The following is a 19,556-nucleotide window of genomic DNA, read 5'->3' as shown; positions in this document are numbered from 1 at the left end:
AAGGTGTGATTAAAGCTTTTAGCCGCATCCTGCGCTCAACGAAGGAACTCTGGCCTTTCTACATCGTGGTGATGATCACCAGCATCGTCACCGCAGGTCTGGCCTTGGCTACACCTTTCTTGGTGAAGCTTGCCACCGACACCATCGTCGATACCGTCGGGGGCGGCGGGGCTTCCGACGCTGCCATTGAGAATGCGACAAAAACCGTCATCTGGTTGGCCGTCGGTCTGCTGGCTGTAGAGCTGGCCAACACCATCATCCACAACATCGGCGGCTGGTTCGGTGATGTTATGGCGATGCGAATGCGGCAGATCCTTTCCAACCGTTATTACGCCAAGCTGCTGGCCTTACCTCAGGGCTACTACGACAAGCAGGTGACGGGCACAATCATCTCCCGGCTGGATCGCTCCATCCTGGGTCTGACGGATTTCATTAAATCCTTCGCCAACAACTTCTTTTCCATGCTGATCACCGTCAGCATGATCCTGGTAATCACCGCACTCTATTACTGGCCACTGGCCTTGCTGCTGGCGTTTATTTTCCCCCTTTATCTGTATCTGACGATGCTGACCTCCAAGAAGTGGATGGTGTGGGAAAAGGAAAAGAACGAGCACATCGACGTCGCCCAAGGGCGCTTCGCCGAGGTCATCGGCCAGGTGAAGGTGGTGAAGTCCTTCGTCTCCGAGCTGCGCGAGCTGCGGCTATTCCAAAAACACTTCGCCGATACGATCCAGCTCACCCGCGAACAATCACGCTGGTGGCACTTTATGGACATTCTGCGCATGGGCGGGATGAACATCATCTTCTTCGCCATCTATCTGATGCTGTTCTGGCGCACTCTCCACGGCAACTTCAGCCTCGGCGACATGGTGCTGCTGCTGCAATACGTAGTGATGGCTCGCCAGCCTGCCGGAATGATGAGCTGGATGGTCGATACTGCCCAGCGCGCTGCCGCCGGTTCTCGCGAGTACTTCAAAACAATGGAGGAGCTGGAGGAGCCCTCGGCTACTGCTCCCCTGCTGGAAGCCGCCCGCCCAGGTGGACCAATGCTGGTCTCCCAGGAGGACGTGGATCATGCGGTGCATCCGCAGCTTTCCGCTCCAGCAGATGGCCCGGTAATCGACTTCGATCACGTCAGCTTCGAATACATCAAGGGCGAGCCTGTCATCCACCAGGTCAGCTTCCAGGCAAACAAGGGTGATCAGGTCGCACTTGTCGGTGAATCCGGCGGAGGCAAATCCACCCTCGTTAACCTCCTACTAGGCCTCTACCGCCCCACCGAGGGACAGCTCCGGGTCTGCGGCAAGGACGTCGCCAACATGACGGCAGCCGAACTGCGCAGCTCTGTCGGTGTGGTGTTCCAGGAGCCTGCCCTGTTTTCGGGCACGGTGCGGGAAAACATTGCTTATGCAAAGCCCGACGCCACGGATCAGGAGATCGAGGACGTGGCCAAGCGCGCCTTCGCCCATGACTTCATCATGCACTTCAAGGACGGGTACGACACTCTCATTGGAGAGCGCGGCCTGCGCCTTTCCGGTGGTCAAAAGCAGCGCATCGCCGTTGCCCGAGCCATGCTTAAAGACGCTCCGGTGCTGATCCTCGACGAAGCTACCTCCGCGCTTGATACCAAGGCCGAGCGCGTGGTGCAGGCCGGGCTGAATGAGCTGATGGTCGGACGCACCACCATCGTTATCGCCCACCGCCTGTCCACAATTGCCGACGTTGACAAGATCGTCACACTAGACAAGGGACATGTCTGCGAAGTCGGCTCCCCCGCGGAACTTGCGACCAGTGGTGGCATCTACAACGAGCTGCTGCAACTCACCAGCTCCTCCTCCGCCGCCGACCGGGCACGGTTGAAGCGCTTCGGTTTCAGTGACTTTGCGTCTGAAGACGACGACACGGAGGAGTAGCCTGGGAGAATGACTGAATTCCCCCCTAACATCACCGAGTTCACTACCTTCGACGGCGCACGTGTTGGCGTCGGCACCGAAGAAGCACAAGCCGCAGAACAACAGGTACGCGACAACGACAGTAACTACGTTTTCCACAGCTGGTCGGCGCAGGAAAAGATCAACCCGCAGCCGCTTAGCTATGCCGAAGGCCCGTGGATTTACGATTACCAAGGCAACGGCTACCTGGATCTGGGCAGCCAGCTCGTGAGCGCCAACCTGGGTCACGCGCACCCGAAGTTGGTAGAGGCACTTCAGCACCAGGCCAGCCGTATCACCAACCAGAACCCCGCGTTCTCGAATGATGTGCGCAGTGAACTGGCTAAGGAGATCGTGGAGCAGGCGCAGGGCGAGTTCTCCCACGTGTTCTTCACTAATGGTGGCGCCGACGCCATCGAGCACGCCATCCGCATGGCTCGTCTTACCACCGGCAAGTCCAAGATCCTGACGGCTTACCGCAGCTACCACGGCGCCACCGGCTCCGCGATTATGGCCACCGGCGAAGCGCGCCGCCACGGCAACCCCACGACCGACGGCGACGTGAAGCACTTCTGGGGTCCATTCCTGTACCGCAGCGCCTTCTACTCCACCACACAGGAGGAAGAATGCGCTCGTGCTCTTCAATCGCTGGAAGAGACGCTGGTCTACGAGGACAACGTAGCTGCAGTTTTGATCGAGTCCGTTGTGGGCTCTAGTGGCATCATCGTCCCGCCGGAGGGCTTCCTGCAGGGCGTGCGCGAGATCTGCGACCGCCACGGCGCGCTGTACATCGCGGACGAGGTCATGGTCGGCTTTGGCCGTACCGGCAAGATGTTCGCCTACGAGCACGGCGGCCCGGATCTGCAGCCGGATCTTGTTACCTTCGCCAAGGGCGTGAACTCCGGCATGGCACCGCTTGGTGGCGTGATGATGAACGAGGCCGTTTACCAGCGTTTTGCAGAAAAGCCCTACCCGGGCGGGCTGACCTATTCTGGCCACCCACTGGCGGCGGCTCCTGGCCTGGCCGCGCAGAAGGTGTACCGCGAGGAGAAAATCTTCGAGCAGATCGCCGACCTAGGCGAGCGCGTTATCGCCCCGGCCATGGAAAAGATCGCGGAAAACCACCCAAGCGTGGGCAATGTCCGCGGCAAGGGCTTCTTCTGGGCCATCGAGTTCGTCAGCGACCAAGAGGCCAAGACCCCGATGGGTGCCGAGGCTATGGGTGCATTCGGCGCGGAGCTCAAGAAGGCTGGCATCTGGCCGATGGTTTCCGGGCACCGCCTTCACTTCGCGCCTCCGCTGGTTACCACCGAGGAGCAGCTGGACTGGGCGCTGGAGGTTGTCGATCGTGCTGCGTCCGTCGTTGACCAGGCGCTATAAGCACCCCATCACTTCTGCCCCTGACTTTAAAGGGGCATAGCAAAAGTCCCGGCTGAAAGTTTTTCAGCCGGGACTTTAGGCTTTTAGCCTTTAGCTTTTTACTTCTGAGCGTCGCCCAGAACCTTGTTGACAGCGTCCGAAGCCTTGTCCTTCAGCTCGTTGGCCTTGTCCTTGATGTCGGACTTGGTCTGATCCGCACGACCCTCGTTGGCCAGGTCGTTGTTGTCGGTAGCCTCGCCAGCAGCCTCCTTGGCCTTGCCTGCGGCGCCTTCTGCCTTGTTCTTCAGATCGTCGATAGACATATGTTGACCTTTCCTTTCGTCTGGTTTCGCTTGGCTAGGTAGGGCGAAATTTGTAGCCCTTATTTACCTATCAAGCGCTGTGCGATTAATTGTACTCGTAAAAGCCCTTGCCCGACTTGCGTCCGGTGTGGCCCGCGGTGACCATACGACGCAGCAGCGGCGGGCAGGCGTAGCTCGGGTCGCCGAACTCCTTGTACATGACGTCAGCGATGAAGGCGCAGGTATCCAAGCCCACCATGTCGGCCAGGGTCAGCGGGCCCATCGGGTGGTTGGCGCCCAGCTTCATGCCGGTATCGATATCCTCCGGGGTTGCCACACCGTTTTCCACCATGCGCACGGCGGAAAGCATGTACGGAACCAGCAGGAAGTTCACGATGAAGCCAGAACGGTCCTTCGCGCGGATGGCCTGCTTGCCCAGCTTCTCGGTGGCGTAGGTCTGCGCGATCTCAACAGCGTCCTCGTCGGTGGTCAGCGCAGGGATGACCTCCACCAGTGGCAGCACCGGAACGGGGTTGAAGAAGTGCAGACCCAGTACGCGGCCCGGGTTCTTGGTGGCACTGGCGATCGTCTGGATCGGCAGAGAGGACGTGTTGGAGCACAGTGGTGCCTTCTTGTCCTCGACGATCTCGTCCAGCTTTGCGAAGACATCCTTCTTGATGTCTTCGTTTTCAATGATCGCTTCCATGACCAGCTCGCGGTCTGCGAAGTCCTCTAGCTTGGTGGTAAAGGTCAGGCGGCTCAGCGCAGCGTCACGATCCTCCTCGGATAGCTTGCCACGGCTCACAGCCTTCTCCAGGGACTTTTCGATGCGTGCCTTACCCGCATCGGCAAACTCCTGCTTAGCCTCCCACACCAGCACGTCGCTGCCGGCCTTGGCGGCAACCTCTGCAATGCCAGATCCCATCAGACCTGCACCGATAACACCTACACGCTGAACCATGGTCACTCCTTTTTTATAGGCTTATTCGTACTTGATCCAGCCTACCGATGTTGCTCGTACGGATGTGCCCAATACCATTCCTCGGCTCTGTTCTTATTGCCTACTGCCTATTGACGCCCTTATCCTCCGCTGCGTCATCGTCAGCAACTGGCTCTTCCGTGATCAACTCGCCTTCCTGGTCGTACATCGGGCGGGCGGGAGAGCTTTCCGCATCGTGATCTACATCGCCCACAACTCCCAGGTCACCTTCAATACGCACATTGCCAGGGATAATGAGGTTTCCTTCCGCATCATATTCGAAGCGTGCATGCTCCTTACCCTCGTTGTCGTAACCAGGAGCAGGACGCGACTCGTGCTCGGCCAGCTTCTCCGCCGAGTCAGTCTTACCCCACTGGCGTGACGGCGGTTCGGGGCGTGCCGCGGCATCGTCATTCATGCCTTTAACGAGCGAGTACATCATGACGAAGTTAAAGAGTACGAATGGGAAGCCAATGATGATAACGGTCTGCTGGAGCGCATCGATTCCCGCATCGGGCGCCATGATCAGGATGGAGCCTGCGACTGCACCGATCATGATGCACCACAGCAGTCGGTAGATCAGCGGAGTCTTGCCCTCTTCACCGGCAGCGAACATGTCGTTGATCAGTGCTGCAGAGTCGATGGAAGTGACGAAGAAGATGGTGATCACGAAGAGCGCCAGGATACTGGTGGCCAGCGTCCACGGGAAGTGTTCCAAGAAGACAAACAATGCCGTAGCTGGGTCGCCCTGTTCCACAATGGGGTTGGTCAGTACGCCCGGCTCCTTCTTTTCAATATCCAGACCCGAGTAACCGAAGACAGCGAACCAAAGAATCGTGAAGGCCGTCGGAAGCAGCAAAACGCCACCGATGAACTCGCGGACAGTGCGACCACGGGAGATGCGGGCAACGAACATGCCCACGAACGGGGACCAGCAAATCGTCCATGCCCAGTAGAAGACCGTCCACTTACCCTGCCAGCCAGGGTTCACCTGCTGAGAATCGGACCAGAACATGATCTTCGGCAGATATTCCGCATACAGGCTGGTGGCATCCATAGTGCCGCGCAAAAGCAGCAGCGTCGGGCCGGTCAAAAGCACAAAAGCCATCAGCAGAGTCGCAGCGAGAATATTGATATTCGACAGCCACTTAATGCCCTTGGACAGACCGGTGGATACTGAGATTGACGACGCCACAACAATGACCACCAGAATAAGAATCTGTACCCATGCGACAGTCTGTGCGCCGAAAACCTTGGACAGGCCAGAGTTGATCTGCAACGTACCGAGGCCGACCGACACCGCAATGCCGAAAACGGTGCCGATGATAGACAGGGCGTCGATTAGCTTTCCGGGCCAAGAGTAGATACGGACGCCGAGGATCGGTGCGAAGATACTGGATACACGCGGCGGTAGGTGACGCTTGTAGATGAAATACCCCAGGGCAAGGCCGGGCAGGGCGAAGATAACCCACATGTGCAGGCCAAAGTGATACAGAGTGAAGCCCATCGCCTCACCGATAGCTTCGGAGCTCATCGGTTCAGCATCCTGCATGGGCACGTTGACAACGTGGTTCATGGGTTCAGCCACACCGTAGAACATCAGCACAGCACCGAGGCCACCGGCGAAGAGCATGGCGAACCACGAGAGGGTTCGGAAGGCTGGTTCTTCTCCCTCAACGCCAAGTCTCATGCGACCGAAGCGCGAAACGAACAGCACCATGAGGAAGATGAAAGCCAGCGAGATGCTGCCGATGTAGAGCCAGTTGAAGTTTTCCAACAACCAGTTCGACCCCGTCGACAGGCTCGCAGCAGCCTTGTCCTTGAAGATGATGGCGTAGGCCACGAAGCCCACGATGAAGCCACAGGCGACCCAGAAGATCAGTGGATCAACTTTGACCTTTTCTGCATTCGCCACTTTGGCTGCGTCGGAATCCTTGCTTGTGCTGCCTGCCGAACCTGCAGCCGTAGAAGTAGACTTTGCGCCTTCCATTGCGGGATCACACCCCATTTTCTTTTCTGTCGTATGTAGAGGAAGCTCGAGCCTCAACCCTAGCGTCTTGACCAGACTCATTTGCTCGCAACGTACCTTTAACCGGAAAGAGAGGCCTTCAAAGAGCGTTTTTATGCTCTCGAGCCTGTCGGCGAAACAATAAACAATGCGTAGAGAGCTTGCAGATCACACACAGGTAGTTTCCAGGAAGGCTGTTTAGATTAGTTACCAGCGGTCGACAGAAAGGATCCAAATACGAACGGTCATTCTCCTCTTGAAACGTCAGCAAGAAACCCCCAGGTTGTAAGTTCGCCTGGGGGTTTCTTGTGTTCGTTTTTGCCGATCGTTTGCCAGTTACTAGACGGGCTGGAGCTAGCTCGGGATTCCCGAAGGCTCGATGGGATTCTCGCTGAGGCTGCTCATCAGATCCTCGAGGTCACTTAAATTGTCGTCCAGCATGTCCTCAAATTCCGAAAGATCAGTGCCGTACGTCGGACTGTATTCGGTCGGCAACGGAAGGTTAGGCGCCGATGTCTTCTGCTCTGGCGAATCGGAGTCACCGTTGTCGCCCTCCCCTGTCGTGTTCGTGGGCTGGGACTCCGATGTGCTTGGCTTTTTCTCTCCCCCTTCATCGTCGCCGGAGACTGCGTTATAAATCAGCACACCGCCAACCACGAGGGCGATGAGGACTAAGAGGCCGATCACGATTTTGGCTACGCCACCGTTGCCGCCCTGTGGGTTGGGGTTGCCCTGTCCATAAGGCTGGCCAAATGGCTGCGCAGCCGGGCCAAATCCCTGCTGGCCTGGCTGCCCGTAGGCACTCTGTCCGTAACCTTGCTGACCATAACCCTGCTGGCCATAGCCTTGCTGGCCATAGCCTTGCTGGCCGTAACTCTGCTGGCCACTGCCGACCTGGGGGTTATATCCCTGGTTACCGTAAGGATCATTTCCAAATGTATTGCCCGGCGCGCCTGCCTGGGCACTCCCCTGTGCCCCAGCGCCATTCTGCGTGCCGAACGAACCTGCGTACTGGCCACCCTGCCCATTGTTGGTTCCAGAGGATCCAAACACCTGAGTGCTCTGGTCATCCTGGCGCCGATACTGCGGCGGCTCAGGCGCATTTGCCCCGTTGCTATCTGCGGCACTGCCACCGTTGGGCGCAGAGTACGGAGATGCGTTTGCTGCGCCCATGTATTCGGTACGGTCATTCGGGTTGTTCCCGTTCGTTCCGCCACCGCCACTATTAAAAGGATTGTTGTCCTGTGGTGCCATTCTTCTTAAAAACCTTTCGTCAACCGTTTGCGATCAGCCCGAGACAAGAGCTCTCTCAGGCCGATCTATACGGCCTCTAGGCTTCGAGCCTTAAGACTAGCGTAGGTAACGCGCCGCTGCGCGAGTATCTGCGTTCTGTACTGCACGGTCGCCCCAGGAGAAAGAAGCGACGGTATAGCCATTACCGAACGATGCTGAGGCCAGGGTCTGCGGACCGTAATCGGACCATCCCCATTTTGTGCCATTGACGCCCGGCAGGTGCACCGTGCCCCAGTTTTGGCGAGTGCCATCTGCTGCTACCGGGCTGGCGGTGCGCATCCAGTGCAGTACCAAAGATCGCGGGTGGCGGATGCGAAGCTTGTGGAGGAAGTTCGCGGTATCAGTAGCAGACGTGTAGGAATTACCCCAGTGTGCGGCCGCTCGGGTATTACGTAGGCCGTATTCACGGGCGATAGTGCTAATTGCTCGAGGGTACTTCCGGTTGATCTTGGAAGCAGCTCCATCATCGGAGAAGCGGATCATACGCTCAGCCAGGTAGCGATCCGAGTTGCTGTGGTCGCCGTAGCGCAGTACGTAGTCAGCCATATACAGCTTCACAATAGATAGGCCCGGTCGTGCCTGGTCTGCGTTCGGAGTCTTTGCGATGCCGTTGTTAGTGACAACAGCCAATGAGGTGCGAGCTGGAACGTTGTGGATCGTGCGCACCTGGTAACCGCGGTTCGGGCCTGGCGCGGGGCGGTGCGGAGCTGGTGCCGGGCGGTGCGGAGCCGAGGAACCTGGGATCTGATTGGCCGACATGCCCAGCTTGTTCAGGGCATCTTCCACAGCCTGCGGAACCGGCGGCAGCTTTGGCGCCGGTGGAAGCGGCGGCAGAGCCGGCATCTGAGAACCCGCGGGCGGGCCAGCGGGGGCAGCGTTAGCTGGAGCGGCGATTCCTGCCATGCTCACGGTTGCCGTGAGGGCGGCGGTAGCAACGCCTTTAGTCAGGTGAGAGCGAGAATCCTTGGCCGCATGCCGTGGCCGATAGGTGTACTGGGAAAAGTTGAACGTCATAACCTCTAGTCCCGATTGTTCGTTTCGTCGTGCGCTGACGAGTGGGCGTCATAAAAATCCACCTAGGACACCTAGGCGAGAAAACACAATATGAATATACATAAGCGACGACTTATGCACGGGTTAAAGGCTATGCGTCGCGGTAAAGCAGCTCCATTACCTGCTCGTAGGGGGCGGGCTGCAGATTCCATGCATCGACGCCAACGTCAACCTGCCCAGGGCCAGTAATTGGAGCAGCGGAATGCAGATGCCCGTGAATTACATATGGCACATCGAGTCGTAGATAGTCGTAGCGGGATTCCATCCCCTCGTGATCCTGGCCGGGGCGCGGGAAATGGCACAACCAGGCAACCTCGGTGTCTGCCTTCTTGGCAAGATCCTCGTTGTCCGCCACTCCGTCGCCGTCCGGGTCCCATGGCACCACACACTGATAGGGCTGAACAGAATCGAACACCTCAAGGAACCTCCGCTGACGTCGGGCACTGTTGGCATGCAGCGGATGGCACGTGTCGTGATTGCCCGCGATGAGGTGAGCAGTTATGTCCAGGTCAGCAAAAGCGTCCCGTAGCAGGTCTAGCGCCCTTTCCTCCTGCGGACCCCACCCGGAGGAAATATCTCCGAGCACCCACAGCGTATCGCCAGAGCGCAATGCCGCCGTGAGATTGGCGAGGATCGTGTCGTCGTGCCGGGCGACTTCTTCCTCTTTCTCGCCGAAGCCACGCAGCCCAGCGACGAACGGATGGCCAAGGTGTAGGTCGCTGGTAAACCAAGTGCGGGGTTGGCTCATGGTCACTCCTTCGGGGGCTGTGCAAGGTCTCGGTATCTGTGTGTAACCACTGTAACCCGTCCGCTTGCTTGCCTCTTATAGCCACCAATACCAGCAAATTTCATATTTTGAGACTTCTATCCCATATAGTGAATGCATGACGGTCGAAGAGAAGCAGAGAAGCAACACAACCAACTCATCCGAGGAACGCTCCGCAACCATTGCCGTATGGGCCTTCCCCGCGTTTATCTTGATCGGCGCAGGCCTAGCACTGGCCAGCCCGGGCACCTTCACTCCCCTGGCAGCGCACATCTCCACGATGATCGCCATCATCATGCTGTGCATGGGACTGACCCTGAGGCTGCCTGACTTCGCGCTGGTTGCGAAACGTCCCATGCCAATCGTCATCGGCGTGATCGCCCAGTTCGTCATCATGCCGCTGGGTGCTGTGGCCGTAGCCAAGCTGCTGGGGCTGAACCCAATGCTGGCGATTGGCCTGCTGATGCTGGGATCCGTACCCGGCGGCACCACCTCCAACGTGGTCTCCTATCTAGCTAAGGGCGATGTTGCACTGTCCGTGACCATGACCTCCGTCTCCACTATCCTGTCCCCGCTGGTCACCCCGGTTATCATGCTGCTACTCGCGGGTGAGGAAACTCCGGTGGATGGCAAGTCCATGGCGTGGAGTCTGGTTCAGACCGTGCTGCTGCCCGTCATCGGCGGCCTGGTCATCCGTGTGATTTTCGATCGCATCGTCACGTTTCTGCTGCCGGTTCTGCCGTGGTTGTCCATTGTCGCTATCGGCGGAGTCGTCTTCCCTGCCGTCGCTAAGTCTTCGGACACCCTGATGAACATCGGCGTCACCGTGCTTGTCGCCGTCATCATCCACAACCTCATCGGCTATGTCCTGGGCTACTTCGCTGCCCGCGCCACCGGCGAATCCCCCGCTGTCTGCCGCACCACCGCCATCGAGGTCGCCACTCAGTCTGCAGGCTTGGCCTCCGGAATGTCGGGGAAGTATTGGAGCCCGGAAGCCGCCATCCCCGGCGCTGTCGCCGCCGTGTGGCACAACATTTCCGGCGCACTATTTGCTTTCCTCATGCGCCGCTTGGCCAAAAACTAGGCCCCTCACTCTCCCCTGAGCCCCTACCATGGGGCTCATGCGTATTTTCGGCTTCGATTCCTTTGGCGGCTCCGAGGTTACTCGTTTCCTCGATGTCGCCGACTACACCTGGCAGCCCGGCAGCGTTTTGATCCGCCCCACCGCAATTAGCCTCAATCCCGGCGATATTAAAGTGCGTAATGGCCAACGCCAGGGCTCCTTCCCCGTCACCTTCCCCATGGCCATGGGCCGTGAGGCCGCGGGCACAGTCATAGAAGCCGACCCCTCCACCGATTTTTCGCCGGGCGATCGCGTCTTTGGGTCTGCTTTCTCCGGCACTGGCACTGCCAGTGATTCTCTTGTTCTTTTGGACGCCACCTCGACCGCAGCTATCCCCAGCGGTGTAGAGTCCGCCGACGCGGCCTGCCTGCCCGCGGCTGCTGGAACCGCCTACGATGCCCTGGCCGAGCTTCACGAATTGGGTACCTGGCCGGACGAGGGAGCTCGCCTTCTGGTAATTGGCGCAGGCGGTGGCGTGGGCACGCACGCCCTTCAACTGGCGCAACATTTCGACATCGAGGTCATCGGCATCGCCAGCGCCCGCAAGAAGATGTTGGTGGAGCGTCTGGGCGCGCGTTTTATGGATACCGCAGAGCTGGGCAAGACCGGTTCCCACGTCACCGTCCCGCCAGTGGACGGCATTCTGGACCTGGTCGGTGGCGATGTCCTGGAAGGGCTGGCGCATCTTGCGCCGGAGGGCGCGATACGCAGCGCCGCGGACAAGCAGCTTGCTGCCCGTCTAGGCGGAAGCGGCATCACTCGGATTCGTACCGAGGAACGCTTCGCGGAACTCGCCCGCCTGGTAGCCGAAGGCGCGATACGTCCCGTGATCGGCAAAGAGCTACCTTTCAGTGCCGCAGCCGAAGCCTACGAGGAGGTCGAGTCAGGCCACGCACTAGGAAAGGTCGTACTGACGGTGGACGACTAGCGGAAGCGCTCGGCTTCCAAGAAATCCCCCCCCCCCACCACCCAACAATTCTGGCGACAGCTAAGCGGGGGTCAGTGTGCCCACGGCGGTGATAAGCACGAACTCCGCAATCCATATCCACAGCCAAGGGCGTTTCGGCAACAGAGGCAACTCTTCGGCCTGAGCCGGCCGGGCGAAAGCGGACTTTGTTGCAGGGTCGAAGGATTCCCACACCTCTCGGTAGTTCCCTTCCGTAGCGGCCCATTCCCGCACCGCCTCCGTATCGCGTTTGTTCGCATACATCCAGTACAGCGCCGGGCCAGCGAATATGAGGAAGTACAGCACAGCGAGAAGTACTTGTAGGCTCCCACTGGCGTCCTCCAAGGAGCCGAAGAGGATCCCGAAGAGCATCATCACTCCCAGGATCAAAGCCAGCCACGCCGCAATCTTCTTTGCAGCGTTCGGACGGTACCTTGACAACCGAATACGACGAGCTTCCAGGTCCTGCTCATCAGAAGTACGCGCAACCTGCCCATCGTGTGGATCAGCATCCGGCATCCAGCCAGCGAGGTAATCCTTGTTCTCCCGGCTACCCCGGCTATCCCACTCGCCATAGCGCTGCGGCTCTTTGTAACTCATGCAATTAAGTGTAAGCACCGCTCCGGACATCCCACAGCTCATCGTTCGATTACGGGGTTTACACTGTGAATGTCTTCATTCGCAGCCTCAGACAAGGAAAACCACCACCGCAGTGAATCAAACCAGCCCCAGCAAGCAACCCACCCCGCTAAACCCAAAGCCCCCACAGAACCCCGCGGAATTCCCCATCCCCCATCGCCCAAGTGCGTGGGAGCTGTTTACCACCTTCAACTCGAAGGCGGCGGGCTGGGCGGGCGGCGTGCGAGCCGCACTTTCGCTGCTGATACCCGGCACGATCGCCTGGTCACTAGGGTTAAGCGATGCAATGCTGCTGGTCGCTGGCGGTGCATTTACCGTGATCTACGGCGGTAATCTGCCCTATCGCACACGCCTAAAGGTGATGCTTTTCTCCGCCACGCTGCTAGCTGCCTGCCCCACCATCGCTGCTTGGCTGGGCAAGATGATGTGGGAGCACCTAGATTCCGGTGGCTCGCACTGGTGGCTGATGATCGCGGGCCTGTACTGCACCTTCCTTTCGGGCGTGTTCACCTACACTCAGAACGCACTGCGCATGCCACCACCGGGCGGATTCTTCATTGTCATGGTCTCCGGCGGCGCAACGATGATTGCCCGCAGCGACCTAAACCCCCTGGCCATTGGCGGCTGGAGTTTGTTTGGTGCGTTCGTCGCCGTGATCGTGGGCATGTTCCCTGCCCTATTCAATCCTCACGGCCCAGAGCAGCAGGCCATCCGTACGCTCAACAGCGCGGTGGCGGATTTCGACCAGGACCCGACCCCTGGCAACTACTACCTTGCCCGCACTTCCCTTTCCGAGGCCTGGTCGGCACTGATGGGCGCGGGCATTGTCTCCGCGGGCAAGGTGATCCGGGAATCACAGCGTGACCTGGTGGTACAAGTCCAACGTGCCCGTCAACAGCTCATGGCCATCAGCGCCCGGACCGGCTACGTAGATACGGACGAAGACTTCTCCGATACCAACGGCATGGTCGACCCCACCCGCATCGCCATCCCACACCACCAGCCATCTGTGAAATACCGCTTCGGCCGGTCGCTAAACATCCATAGCCAAGCAGAGCTCAGCATGGAAAAGGTTGTGCTCGCCAGCCTCACCTCCTGCGCCGCCACAATCTGGCTGGGGCTAGACCGCCCTGACTGGGGTGTAATCACTGCCCTATTGATCCTGCAATGGGGACCCGAGAAGGTCCCCGGCACCATCCGCGGACTGCATCGCCTGCTCGGCTCCGTGCTGGGCATTGGGCTGTTCTCCATCGCCCACGCCTTCCACATCGACGGCCTATTGCTGCTCTTCCTGCTGGCCATCTGCCAATTCGCCGCCGAGTTCTTCATTGCCAAGAACTATGCCTTCACCGTCATCTTCACCACCCCCATGGCACTGATGATGGGCAACTCAATGGAACGCCCGCTCGGCGACGTGGTCGTCGATCGCCTCGCCGAAGTGTGCGTTGCGGTTATCTGCTCGTTTATCTTCCTGTGGCTCTGGCGCACTACATCTGACGCCCACTATCACCGCCGCCTGGTAGGCCATTGCGAAGCGGCAATGGGTGCTCTGCTGGGCGCGTTGCTGATCACCCCGCCAGATCGCGCGCTCTACGCACGCCGTGATCTGCAATTCGAGCTGCTCAGCGAACGCAAGCACATGATGAAGATGATTAACAACAACTCCACCTATGCGCGGCAATTGTGGGCTAAGCACAACCAGCTACAGCTCACCGGGTACACCCTGTTGGATTATTGCAATGCGCATGGGGACGAAGATCTCTCCCTCAACGAGCTGAACCGCCTGGCCGCGGCGGTACGGCAGCTGGACTGAGCCTAGTCGGCGTCGGTAGACAGCGCAGCAACGAAGGCCTCCTGCGGCACAGAGACCGAACCGATGGCCTTCATGCGCTTCTTGCCTTCCTTTTGCTTTTCCAGCAGCTTGCGCTTACGCGACACATCGCCGCCATAGCACTTGGACAGCACGTCCTTGCGCAGGGCACGGATGTTCTCGCGGGCGATAATCTTGGAACCGATGGCGGCCTGCACCGGCACTTCAAACTGCTGGCGCGGGATCAGTTCCTTCAGCTTCACCGTCATCTTGTTGCCGTACCAGTGCGCGTTGTCGCGGTGCACGATTGCGCTGAACGCATCCACGGGGTCGCCTTGCAGCAGGATGTCCACCTTCACCAGGTCGGCCAGCTGCTCGCCGGCTTCTTCATAGTTCAGCGAGGCATAGCCCTTCGTGCGGGACTTCAGCTGGTCAAAGAAATCAAAGATAATCTCGCCCAGCGGCATGGTGTAACGCAGCTCCACGCGGTCCTCGGACAGGTAGTCCATGCCGCCCATTTGGCCGCGCTTCGACTGACACAGTTCCATGGTGGAGCCCAAGAACTCCGAGGGCACGATCACGGTCATCTTCACGATCGGCTCATATACCTCGCGCATCTTGCCACCCGGCCAATCCGAGGGGTTGCGAACGTACACTTCCTTGCCGTCTTCCTTCACCACGCGGTAGACCACTGACGGCGCAGTGGAGATCAGATCCAGGCCGAACTCGCGTTCCAGGCGTGTGCGGGTGATTTCCATGTGCAGCAGCCCGAGGAAGCCACAGCGGAAACCAAATCCCAGGGCTACCGACGTCTCTGGTTCAAAGGTTAGGGATGCATCGTTGAGCTGCAGTTTTTCGATGGCTTCGCGCAGATCCGGGTACTGATCGGCGCTGATCGGGAACAGACCGGAGTACACCATCGGGGTTGGCTCCTGGTAACCCTTCAGCGGCACCTCGGCACCGTTGGTGGCCCAGGTAATCGTGTCACCGACCTTGGACTGACGGACGTCCTTCACACCAGTGATGATGTAACCGACCTCGCCCACGCCCAGGCCCTTGGTCTTCGTCGGCTCCGGGGAAACCACGCCGATCTCTAGCGTCTCGTGGGTCGCGCCAGTGCTCATCATCTGGATTTTCTGGCGCGATTCCAGCCGACCGTCCATCATGCGTACATACGTCACCACACCGCGGTAGATGTCGTACACACTGTCGAAGATCATGGCACGGGCCGGGGCATCGGCATCACCCACTGGCGGTGGCACCAGCTCACATACCTTGTCCAGGAGCTCCGGCACGCCCTCGCCAGTCTTGCCGGATACGCGCAGCACTTCTTCTGGCTCGCAGCCGATGATGTGGGCAAGTTCCAGGGAGTACTTTTCTGGATCTGCTGCTGGCAGGTCAATCTTGTTCAGAACCGGAATGATTTCCAGATCGTTTTCCATCGCCAGGTACAGGTTCGCCAGCGTCTGTGCCTCGATACCCTGGGCCGCATCGACCAGCAGGATGCATCCCTCACACGCTTCGAGGGCGCGGGAGACCTCGTAGGTAAAGTCCACGTGGCCGGGCGTATCGATCAGGTGCATCACTAGCTCTTCGCCCGCGTGCGCACCGGTTTTCGGCACCCACGGCAGGCGTACGTTCTGTGCCTTGATAGTGATGCCACGCTCGCGCTCAATATCCATGTTGTCCAGGTACTGGTCGCGCATATCGCGATCTTCGACCACGCCGGACATCTGCAGGATACGGTCGGCCAGGGTCGACTTGCCATGGTCGATGTGGGCAATGATGCAGAAGTTACGAATCCTCTCGGGATCCGTAAACGTCTGTGTGGCGTAATTCTTCTGCTTGGCTGCCATTTGCCCTCCTCTTTCGCTTACGCGTAACCCTACTATGTATCCACCCAGAAGTAGCAGACGGGGTTTAGCTGCCACCTGGCTACCTGGAAGTGTTTTGTTGGGGTAATCTTTTATCCATGTCTGGTTCGGAAGCAAGTGATGTGGAAGTGACGCCCCCACGTGGGAAATCACACAACCTCTTCGGAGCCATCAAAGGATTCTTCCAACAGTTTTATATTCACCACTTCACGCGCAAAAAGGCGCTGAAACGCGGCATCGGGGAGCTCAACACTCACCTGGGCATGGGCGGGAAGTTCGCAGCGGCGATGAATTCCCGCGAAGAGACCATCAAAACCCCCAGCCGTGACCTTGCCCGTGCAGTGACTTATGTCCCCGATATGGACGGTCAGGCCGACGCAGGCGAAGTCGTCTGGGCAAATATCCGACCGAAGAAGGGCATGATCCCGGAGTTGCGTGCGGTGCTAGTGGTGGGGCGCAACCACCACCGTCTACTCACCCTTCTGATTTCCTCCCGGGACGACCACGGCAACCACGCCAACTGGATCCCCGTTGGCACCGGTCCGTGGAGCTCGGATGCCGATAGGGATAGCTGGGTTCGTATGGATAAGGTGCTGGAAGTGCCGGAAACCCTGATCCAACGCCGGGGCATTCCACTGCCCGCCCGCCGCTTTGAACGTGTCGCCAATGAGCTGCGGCAAGTTTATGGCTGGAGCTAGCGGGCGGAATTTTGTTTTTTCCAATCACCTGCTGCTAACATTTTTCGAGTTCACGGTGCTATCCAGAGCAACTCTGCTACTGGGCGCCTAGCGTCTGCACTGCAGGCCACGCCGCATCCCGCAGGACCTTGGGTGGGATGTTAGAGATCGCGAGGCCGTTGAGGGAGCCTGCCTCCCTGATGAACAGGATATTTTTTACCGAAGACTTTTTGAAAGAAGAGGCACGCCACCATGGCAAACATCAAGCAGCAGAAGAAGCGCGTTCTCACCAACGAGATCGCTCGCAAGCGCAACCAGGCTATCCGCTCCCGCCTGCGCACCGAGACTCGTAAGTTCAACGCCGCCGTTGAGGCTGGCGACAAGGAGGCCGCAGAGGCACAGCTGCGCGTCGCCTCCCGCTTCTACGACAAGGCTGTCACCAAGGGCACCATCCACCGCAACAACGCGGCTAACAAGAAGTCCGGCATGGCCGCTCGCTTCAACAAGATGGCTTAAGGATCCTTTTTAAGGGTTCCTACCCGCTCTTTGCGTAAAAATTACCCGCACCTTCCACACGGGGTTGAGATGTTGCGTCACAAAGCTGCAACAGCAACCACCTTGCCTGGGTGCGGGTTTTCGCTATGCCCTAAGCTAGTGATTTAGCTATCCAGGATTGTGAGCCTTAAGTTTTAGTTTTCGAAGGAGTTCGACAAAGGGATGAAGGATCGCTTCCGCTCAGCCCTGCTCGGCACCGCTTTGGGCGATGCATGGGGCTACCCGTACCAAAACCCACCGCAGCCGGATCGCACCCCGCTGCCGGAGCAGCTGGTTATCAGCGACGATACGCAAATGACGCTGGCTCTCTGCGCCGCGATGCTGGACATCGACCGGGACAACCTGGATCGTGAGGAAGGCATGCAGGCCATCGGTCAGCAGTTCATCAACTATCACGCCGACCCGGACTACGATCGCTCCCCCGGCGCTTCGACGACCGAATCGCTGGATCGTCTAAGCCAACTCGGTGCCGAGCACTGGGACGATGTGGCTTCGCACTCCGGAGGCGCAGGTGCCGTGATGCGTGTGGCCGCCAGCGCACTGCTAGCCCCGTCGGATCAGGGCGTCGGCTGGTCGGTGCTCCAGGGCGTGATTACCCATGATTCGGGTGTGGCTCGCGCTGCGTGTGCAGTAATGGCCTGCCTGATGTCTGCCCGAAAGGGCACCAATCTCTTGGACGTGGCCGGGGGTCTGGCCGGTGATGAAAACTTCGACAACGACAATCTGCTGACAAACGAGGAAAAATCCGACATCCTCAAAGATCTGGATACGGCACTTATTACGGATCTGACCGGTCCTGATGTGCCACTGAGCGAGTTGATTTCCCGCGTGGATGCTGTGTGTGAGCATCTGCATCCGTTCCTGGAGCAGGGAGATTTTGAGGAGCTGTACCGGCACCGCAGGAAGTTTGTGCAAATCCTCGGCCAGGGGTGGGACGCAGGTTCCTGCACGGCTTCTGCCCTGCTGCTGACGCAGTTGTACTTGGATCACCGAGAACAGTACGCCCCGCATGATTTCCTGCATGTGGCAGTTAACTGGCCGGGAAACCGCAATACCCGCACGTCGCTGACTGGTGCGCTAATCGGCTCCCACCTGGAAGGCGGAGTGGACGACTGGGAGAGTTCGCGCGAGTACCATTTTGAAACCCGCTATCATGACGCGGTTCACTGTGGCTTGTGGAAGGGCTTTAACCTGCGCTAATCCCCAGGCACACCTGCGCTAACGTCGCCCTGCAATGTGTGCGATCTGGCGCACGGCGTCCTCCACGGCATAGTCGGGGTCGGCGCTATGGCCTTTCACACCTGCATCCAGGTTTGCTGTGATTTGCACCGCCTGGGCGATCATGGGGGTGGTCCAGCGCCGCGCAGTGCGGATAGTCTTGTCCAACTTCCACGGTGCCATGCCAAACTTCGCCGCATCGCGGCGGGAGTTAATATTTCCGACACCCGCTACCTTCGCAATATCCGCCACGGCGGAGCTTAGCGCGCTCGCAAGAAGGACCGGAGCCACTCCCAACTGAAGCGCCCGGCGCGCCAAAGCCACGGCGGCTCGGACGTTTCCGGCAATGGCATAATCGGCAACCTCAAACCCACTGACCTCGGCTTTCCCTTGGTAGTACCGCTTCACTGCGGTTGCATCGACCTGCCCGTCGGTATCAGCGATGAGCTGGCTGATGGCGCTGGCCAACTGCCGCAGGTCACTTCCAACCACGTCCAGCAAAAGTTCACATGTTTCGCGGGTCACGCGCGCACCCTGAGAGCGGAATTCCTGGTCGATAAATGCCAGCTGCTCGCGGCCTTTTAGCTCCCCGGCTTGGAATACCACGGCACCAAGCTTCGGCCAGCTGTCCACGAGTTTCTTGTTGCGTCCCTTGCCGGTGTGCACGATGATCAACACCACGCCATCTGCCGGGTCTTTAATGGCCTGCTCAAGCAGTCCGATGATCTCCTTACCCGTGTCTTCTACGCCGGTGACCACCACGATGCGGTCTTCGGCGAACAGGCTGGGGCTGAGCAGTTCAGCCAGCTCAGGGGCACTGAGTTCCGAGGCTTTACGCATCTCTACTGGTAAGTTCGGATCCCCGCTGGCTGCCCGTGCCTGTTCTACAATGCCTTGCCTGCGCCGTTCGGCGAGGAAGTCGTCGCCCCCGACGATCATGTTGATGGGTGCGGGGTGCTCAGGGGCGGGCGCAGCGGCGGGCACATTCATAGTTTCGATCTTGCCAGATCCCCGCCCATGGAT

Annotated in this window: 17 protein-coding genes; 8 read left to right on the top strand and 9 right to left on the bottom strand. The window is 59.0% G+C overall.

Features of this window, described 5'->3' with window-relative positions; all coding sequences use genetic code 11:
* The first annotated feature begins 5 nt into the window (after positions 1-5).
* Both AC06DS_RS06045 and AC06DS_RS06040 read left to right on the top strand, forming a co-directional pair.
* Positions 6-1,913 (top strand): ABC transporter ATP-binding protein, encoded by a 1,908-nt coding sequence (locus tag AC06DS_RS06045; RefSeq protein ID WP_477100217.1) that lies wholly within the window; start codon positions 6-8, stop codon positions 1,911-1,913.
* Positions 1,914-1,922: 9 nt separating this feature from the next.
* Complete coding sequence (locus AC06DS_RS06040; protein ID WP_477100216.1) at positions 1,923-3,311, top strand: aminotransferase class III-fold pyridoxal phosphate-dependent enzyme; 1,389 nt, start codon at positions 1,923-1,925, stop codon at positions 3,309-3,311.
* A 98-nt stretch (positions 3,312-3,409) separates the two neighbouring features.
* On the opposite strand, the gene AC06DS_RS06035 is transcribed toward AC06DS_RS06040, so the two are convergent.
* The 6 genes from AC06DS_RS06035 to AC06DS_RS06010 form a co-directional block, all read right to left on the bottom strand.
* Complete coding sequence (locus AC06DS_RS06035; protein WP_448307478.1) at positions 3,410-3,607, bottom strand: CsbD family protein; 198 nt, start codon at positions 3,605-3,607, stop codon at positions 3,410-3,412.
* 91 nt (positions 3,608-3,698) lie between these two features.
* On the bottom strand, positions 3,699-4,553 hold the full coding sequence (locus AC06DS_RS06030) for a 3-hydroxybutyryl-CoA dehydrogenase (protein ID WP_293791398.1): 855 nt from the start codon (positions 4,551-4,553) through the stop codon (positions 3,699-3,701).
* Positions 4,554-4,653: 100 nt separating this feature from the next.
* Entirely contained in the window at positions 4,654-6,561 is a 1,908-nt protein-coding gene (locus AC06DS_RS06025) for a BCCT family transporter (RefSeq protein WP_477100215.1), read from the bottom strand.
* 372 nt (positions 6,562-6,933) lie between these two features.
* Positions 6,934-7,833 (bottom strand): hypothetical protein, encoded by a 900-nt coding sequence (locus AC06DS_RS06020; protein WP_477100214.1) that lies wholly within the window; start codon positions 7,831-7,833, stop codon positions 6,934-6,936.
* Positions 7,834-7,929: 96 nt separating this feature from the next.
* Positions 7,930-8,886: a hypothetical protein gene (locus AC06DS_RS06015; protein WP_477100213.1), complete on the bottom strand. Its 957-nt coding sequence runs from the start codon at positions 8,884-8,886 to the stop codon at positions 7,930-7,932.
* Positions 8,887-9,016: 130 nt separating this feature from the next.
* On the bottom strand, positions 9,017-9,673 hold the full coding sequence (locus tag AC06DS_RS06010; protein ID WP_477100212.1) for a metallophosphoesterase: 657 nt from the start codon (positions 9,671-9,673) through the stop codon (positions 9,017-9,019).
* Positions 9,674-9,809: 136 nt separating this feature from the next.
* Between AC06DS_RS06010 and AC06DS_RS06005 the strand changes: the two genes are divergently transcribed.
* Together AC06DS_RS06005 and AC06DS_RS06000 are read left to right on the top strand one after the other, a co-directional pair.
* Positions 9,810-10,775 carry a bile acid:sodium symporter family protein gene (locus tag AC06DS_RS06005; protein ID WP_477100211.1) on the top strand — a complete coding sequence of 322 codons (966 nt, stop codon included), beginning with the start codon at positions 9,810-9,812 and terminating at the stop codon, positions 10,773-10,775.
* A 37-nt stretch (positions 10,776-10,812) separates the two neighbouring features.
* A complete protein-coding gene (locus AC06DS_RS06000) occupies positions 10,813-11,742 on the top strand; it encodes an NADP-dependent oxidoreductase (protein WP_477100210.1) in 930 nt (309 codons plus the stop codon).
* A gap of 60 nt (positions 11,743-11,802) precedes the next feature.
* On the opposite strand, the gene AC06DS_RS05995 is transcribed toward AC06DS_RS06000, so the two are convergent.
* Complete coding sequence (locus tag AC06DS_RS05995; protein ID WP_477100209.1) at positions 11,803-12,360, bottom strand: hypothetical protein; 558 nt, start codon at positions 12,358-12,360, stop codon at positions 11,803-11,805.
* A 112-nt stretch (positions 12,361-12,472) separates the two neighbouring features.
* On the opposite strand from AC06DS_RS05995, the gene AC06DS_RS05990 reads away from it, so the two are divergent.
* On the top strand, positions 12,473-14,212 hold the full coding sequence (locus AC06DS_RS05990; protein WP_477100208.1) for an FUSC family protein: 1,740 nt from the start codon (positions 12,473-12,475) through the stop codon (positions 14,210-14,212).
* A gap of 2 nt (positions 14,213-14,214) precedes the next feature.
* On the opposite strand, the gene lepA is transcribed toward AC06DS_RS05990, so the two are convergent.
* A complete protein-coding gene (lepA, locus tag AC06DS_RS05985; RefSeq protein ID WP_293791407.1) occupies positions 14,215-16,065 on the bottom strand; it encodes a translation elongation factor 4 in 1,851 nt (616 codons plus the stop codon).
* A gap of 116 nt (positions 16,066-16,181) precedes the next feature.
* Between lepA and AC06DS_RS05980 the strand changes: the two genes are divergently transcribed.
* The 3 genes from AC06DS_RS05980 (at position 16,182) to AC06DS_RS05970 (ending at position 18,515) form a co-directional block, all read left to right on the top strand.
* A complete protein-coding gene (locus AC06DS_RS05980) occupies positions 16,182-16,781 on the top strand; it encodes a type II toxin-antitoxin system PemK/MazF family toxin (RefSeq protein WP_477100207.1) in 600 nt (199 codons plus the stop codon).
* Between the two features lie 231 nt (positions 16,782-17,012).
* Positions 17,013-17,276: a 30S ribosomal protein S20 gene (gene rpsT / locus AC06DS_RS05975; protein ID WP_005296442.1), complete on the top strand. Its 264-nt coding sequence runs from the start codon at positions 17,013-17,015 to the stop codon at positions 17,274-17,276.
* A gap of 201 nt (positions 17,277-17,477) precedes the next feature.
* Entirely contained in the window at positions 17,478-18,515 is a 1,038-nt protein-coding gene (locus tag AC06DS_RS05970) for an ADP-ribosylglycohydrolase family protein (RefSeq protein WP_477100206.1), read from the top strand.
* 18 nt (positions 18,516-18,533) lie between these two features.
* Here AC06DS_RS05970 and holA read toward each other — a convergent pair whose 3' ends face one another.
* Positions 18,534-19,523 (bottom strand): DNA polymerase III subunit delta, encoded by a 990-nt coding sequence (gene holA / locus AC06DS_RS05965; protein WP_448307331.1) that lies wholly within the window; start codon positions 19,521-19,523, stop codon positions 18,534-18,536.
* Between the last annotated feature and the right edge of the window lie 33 nt (positions 19,524-19,556).

Source organism: Corynebacterium sp. TUM25015 (assembly GCF_056393505.1).
This window is presented reverse-complemented; position numbering and strand designations above follow the sequence as displayed.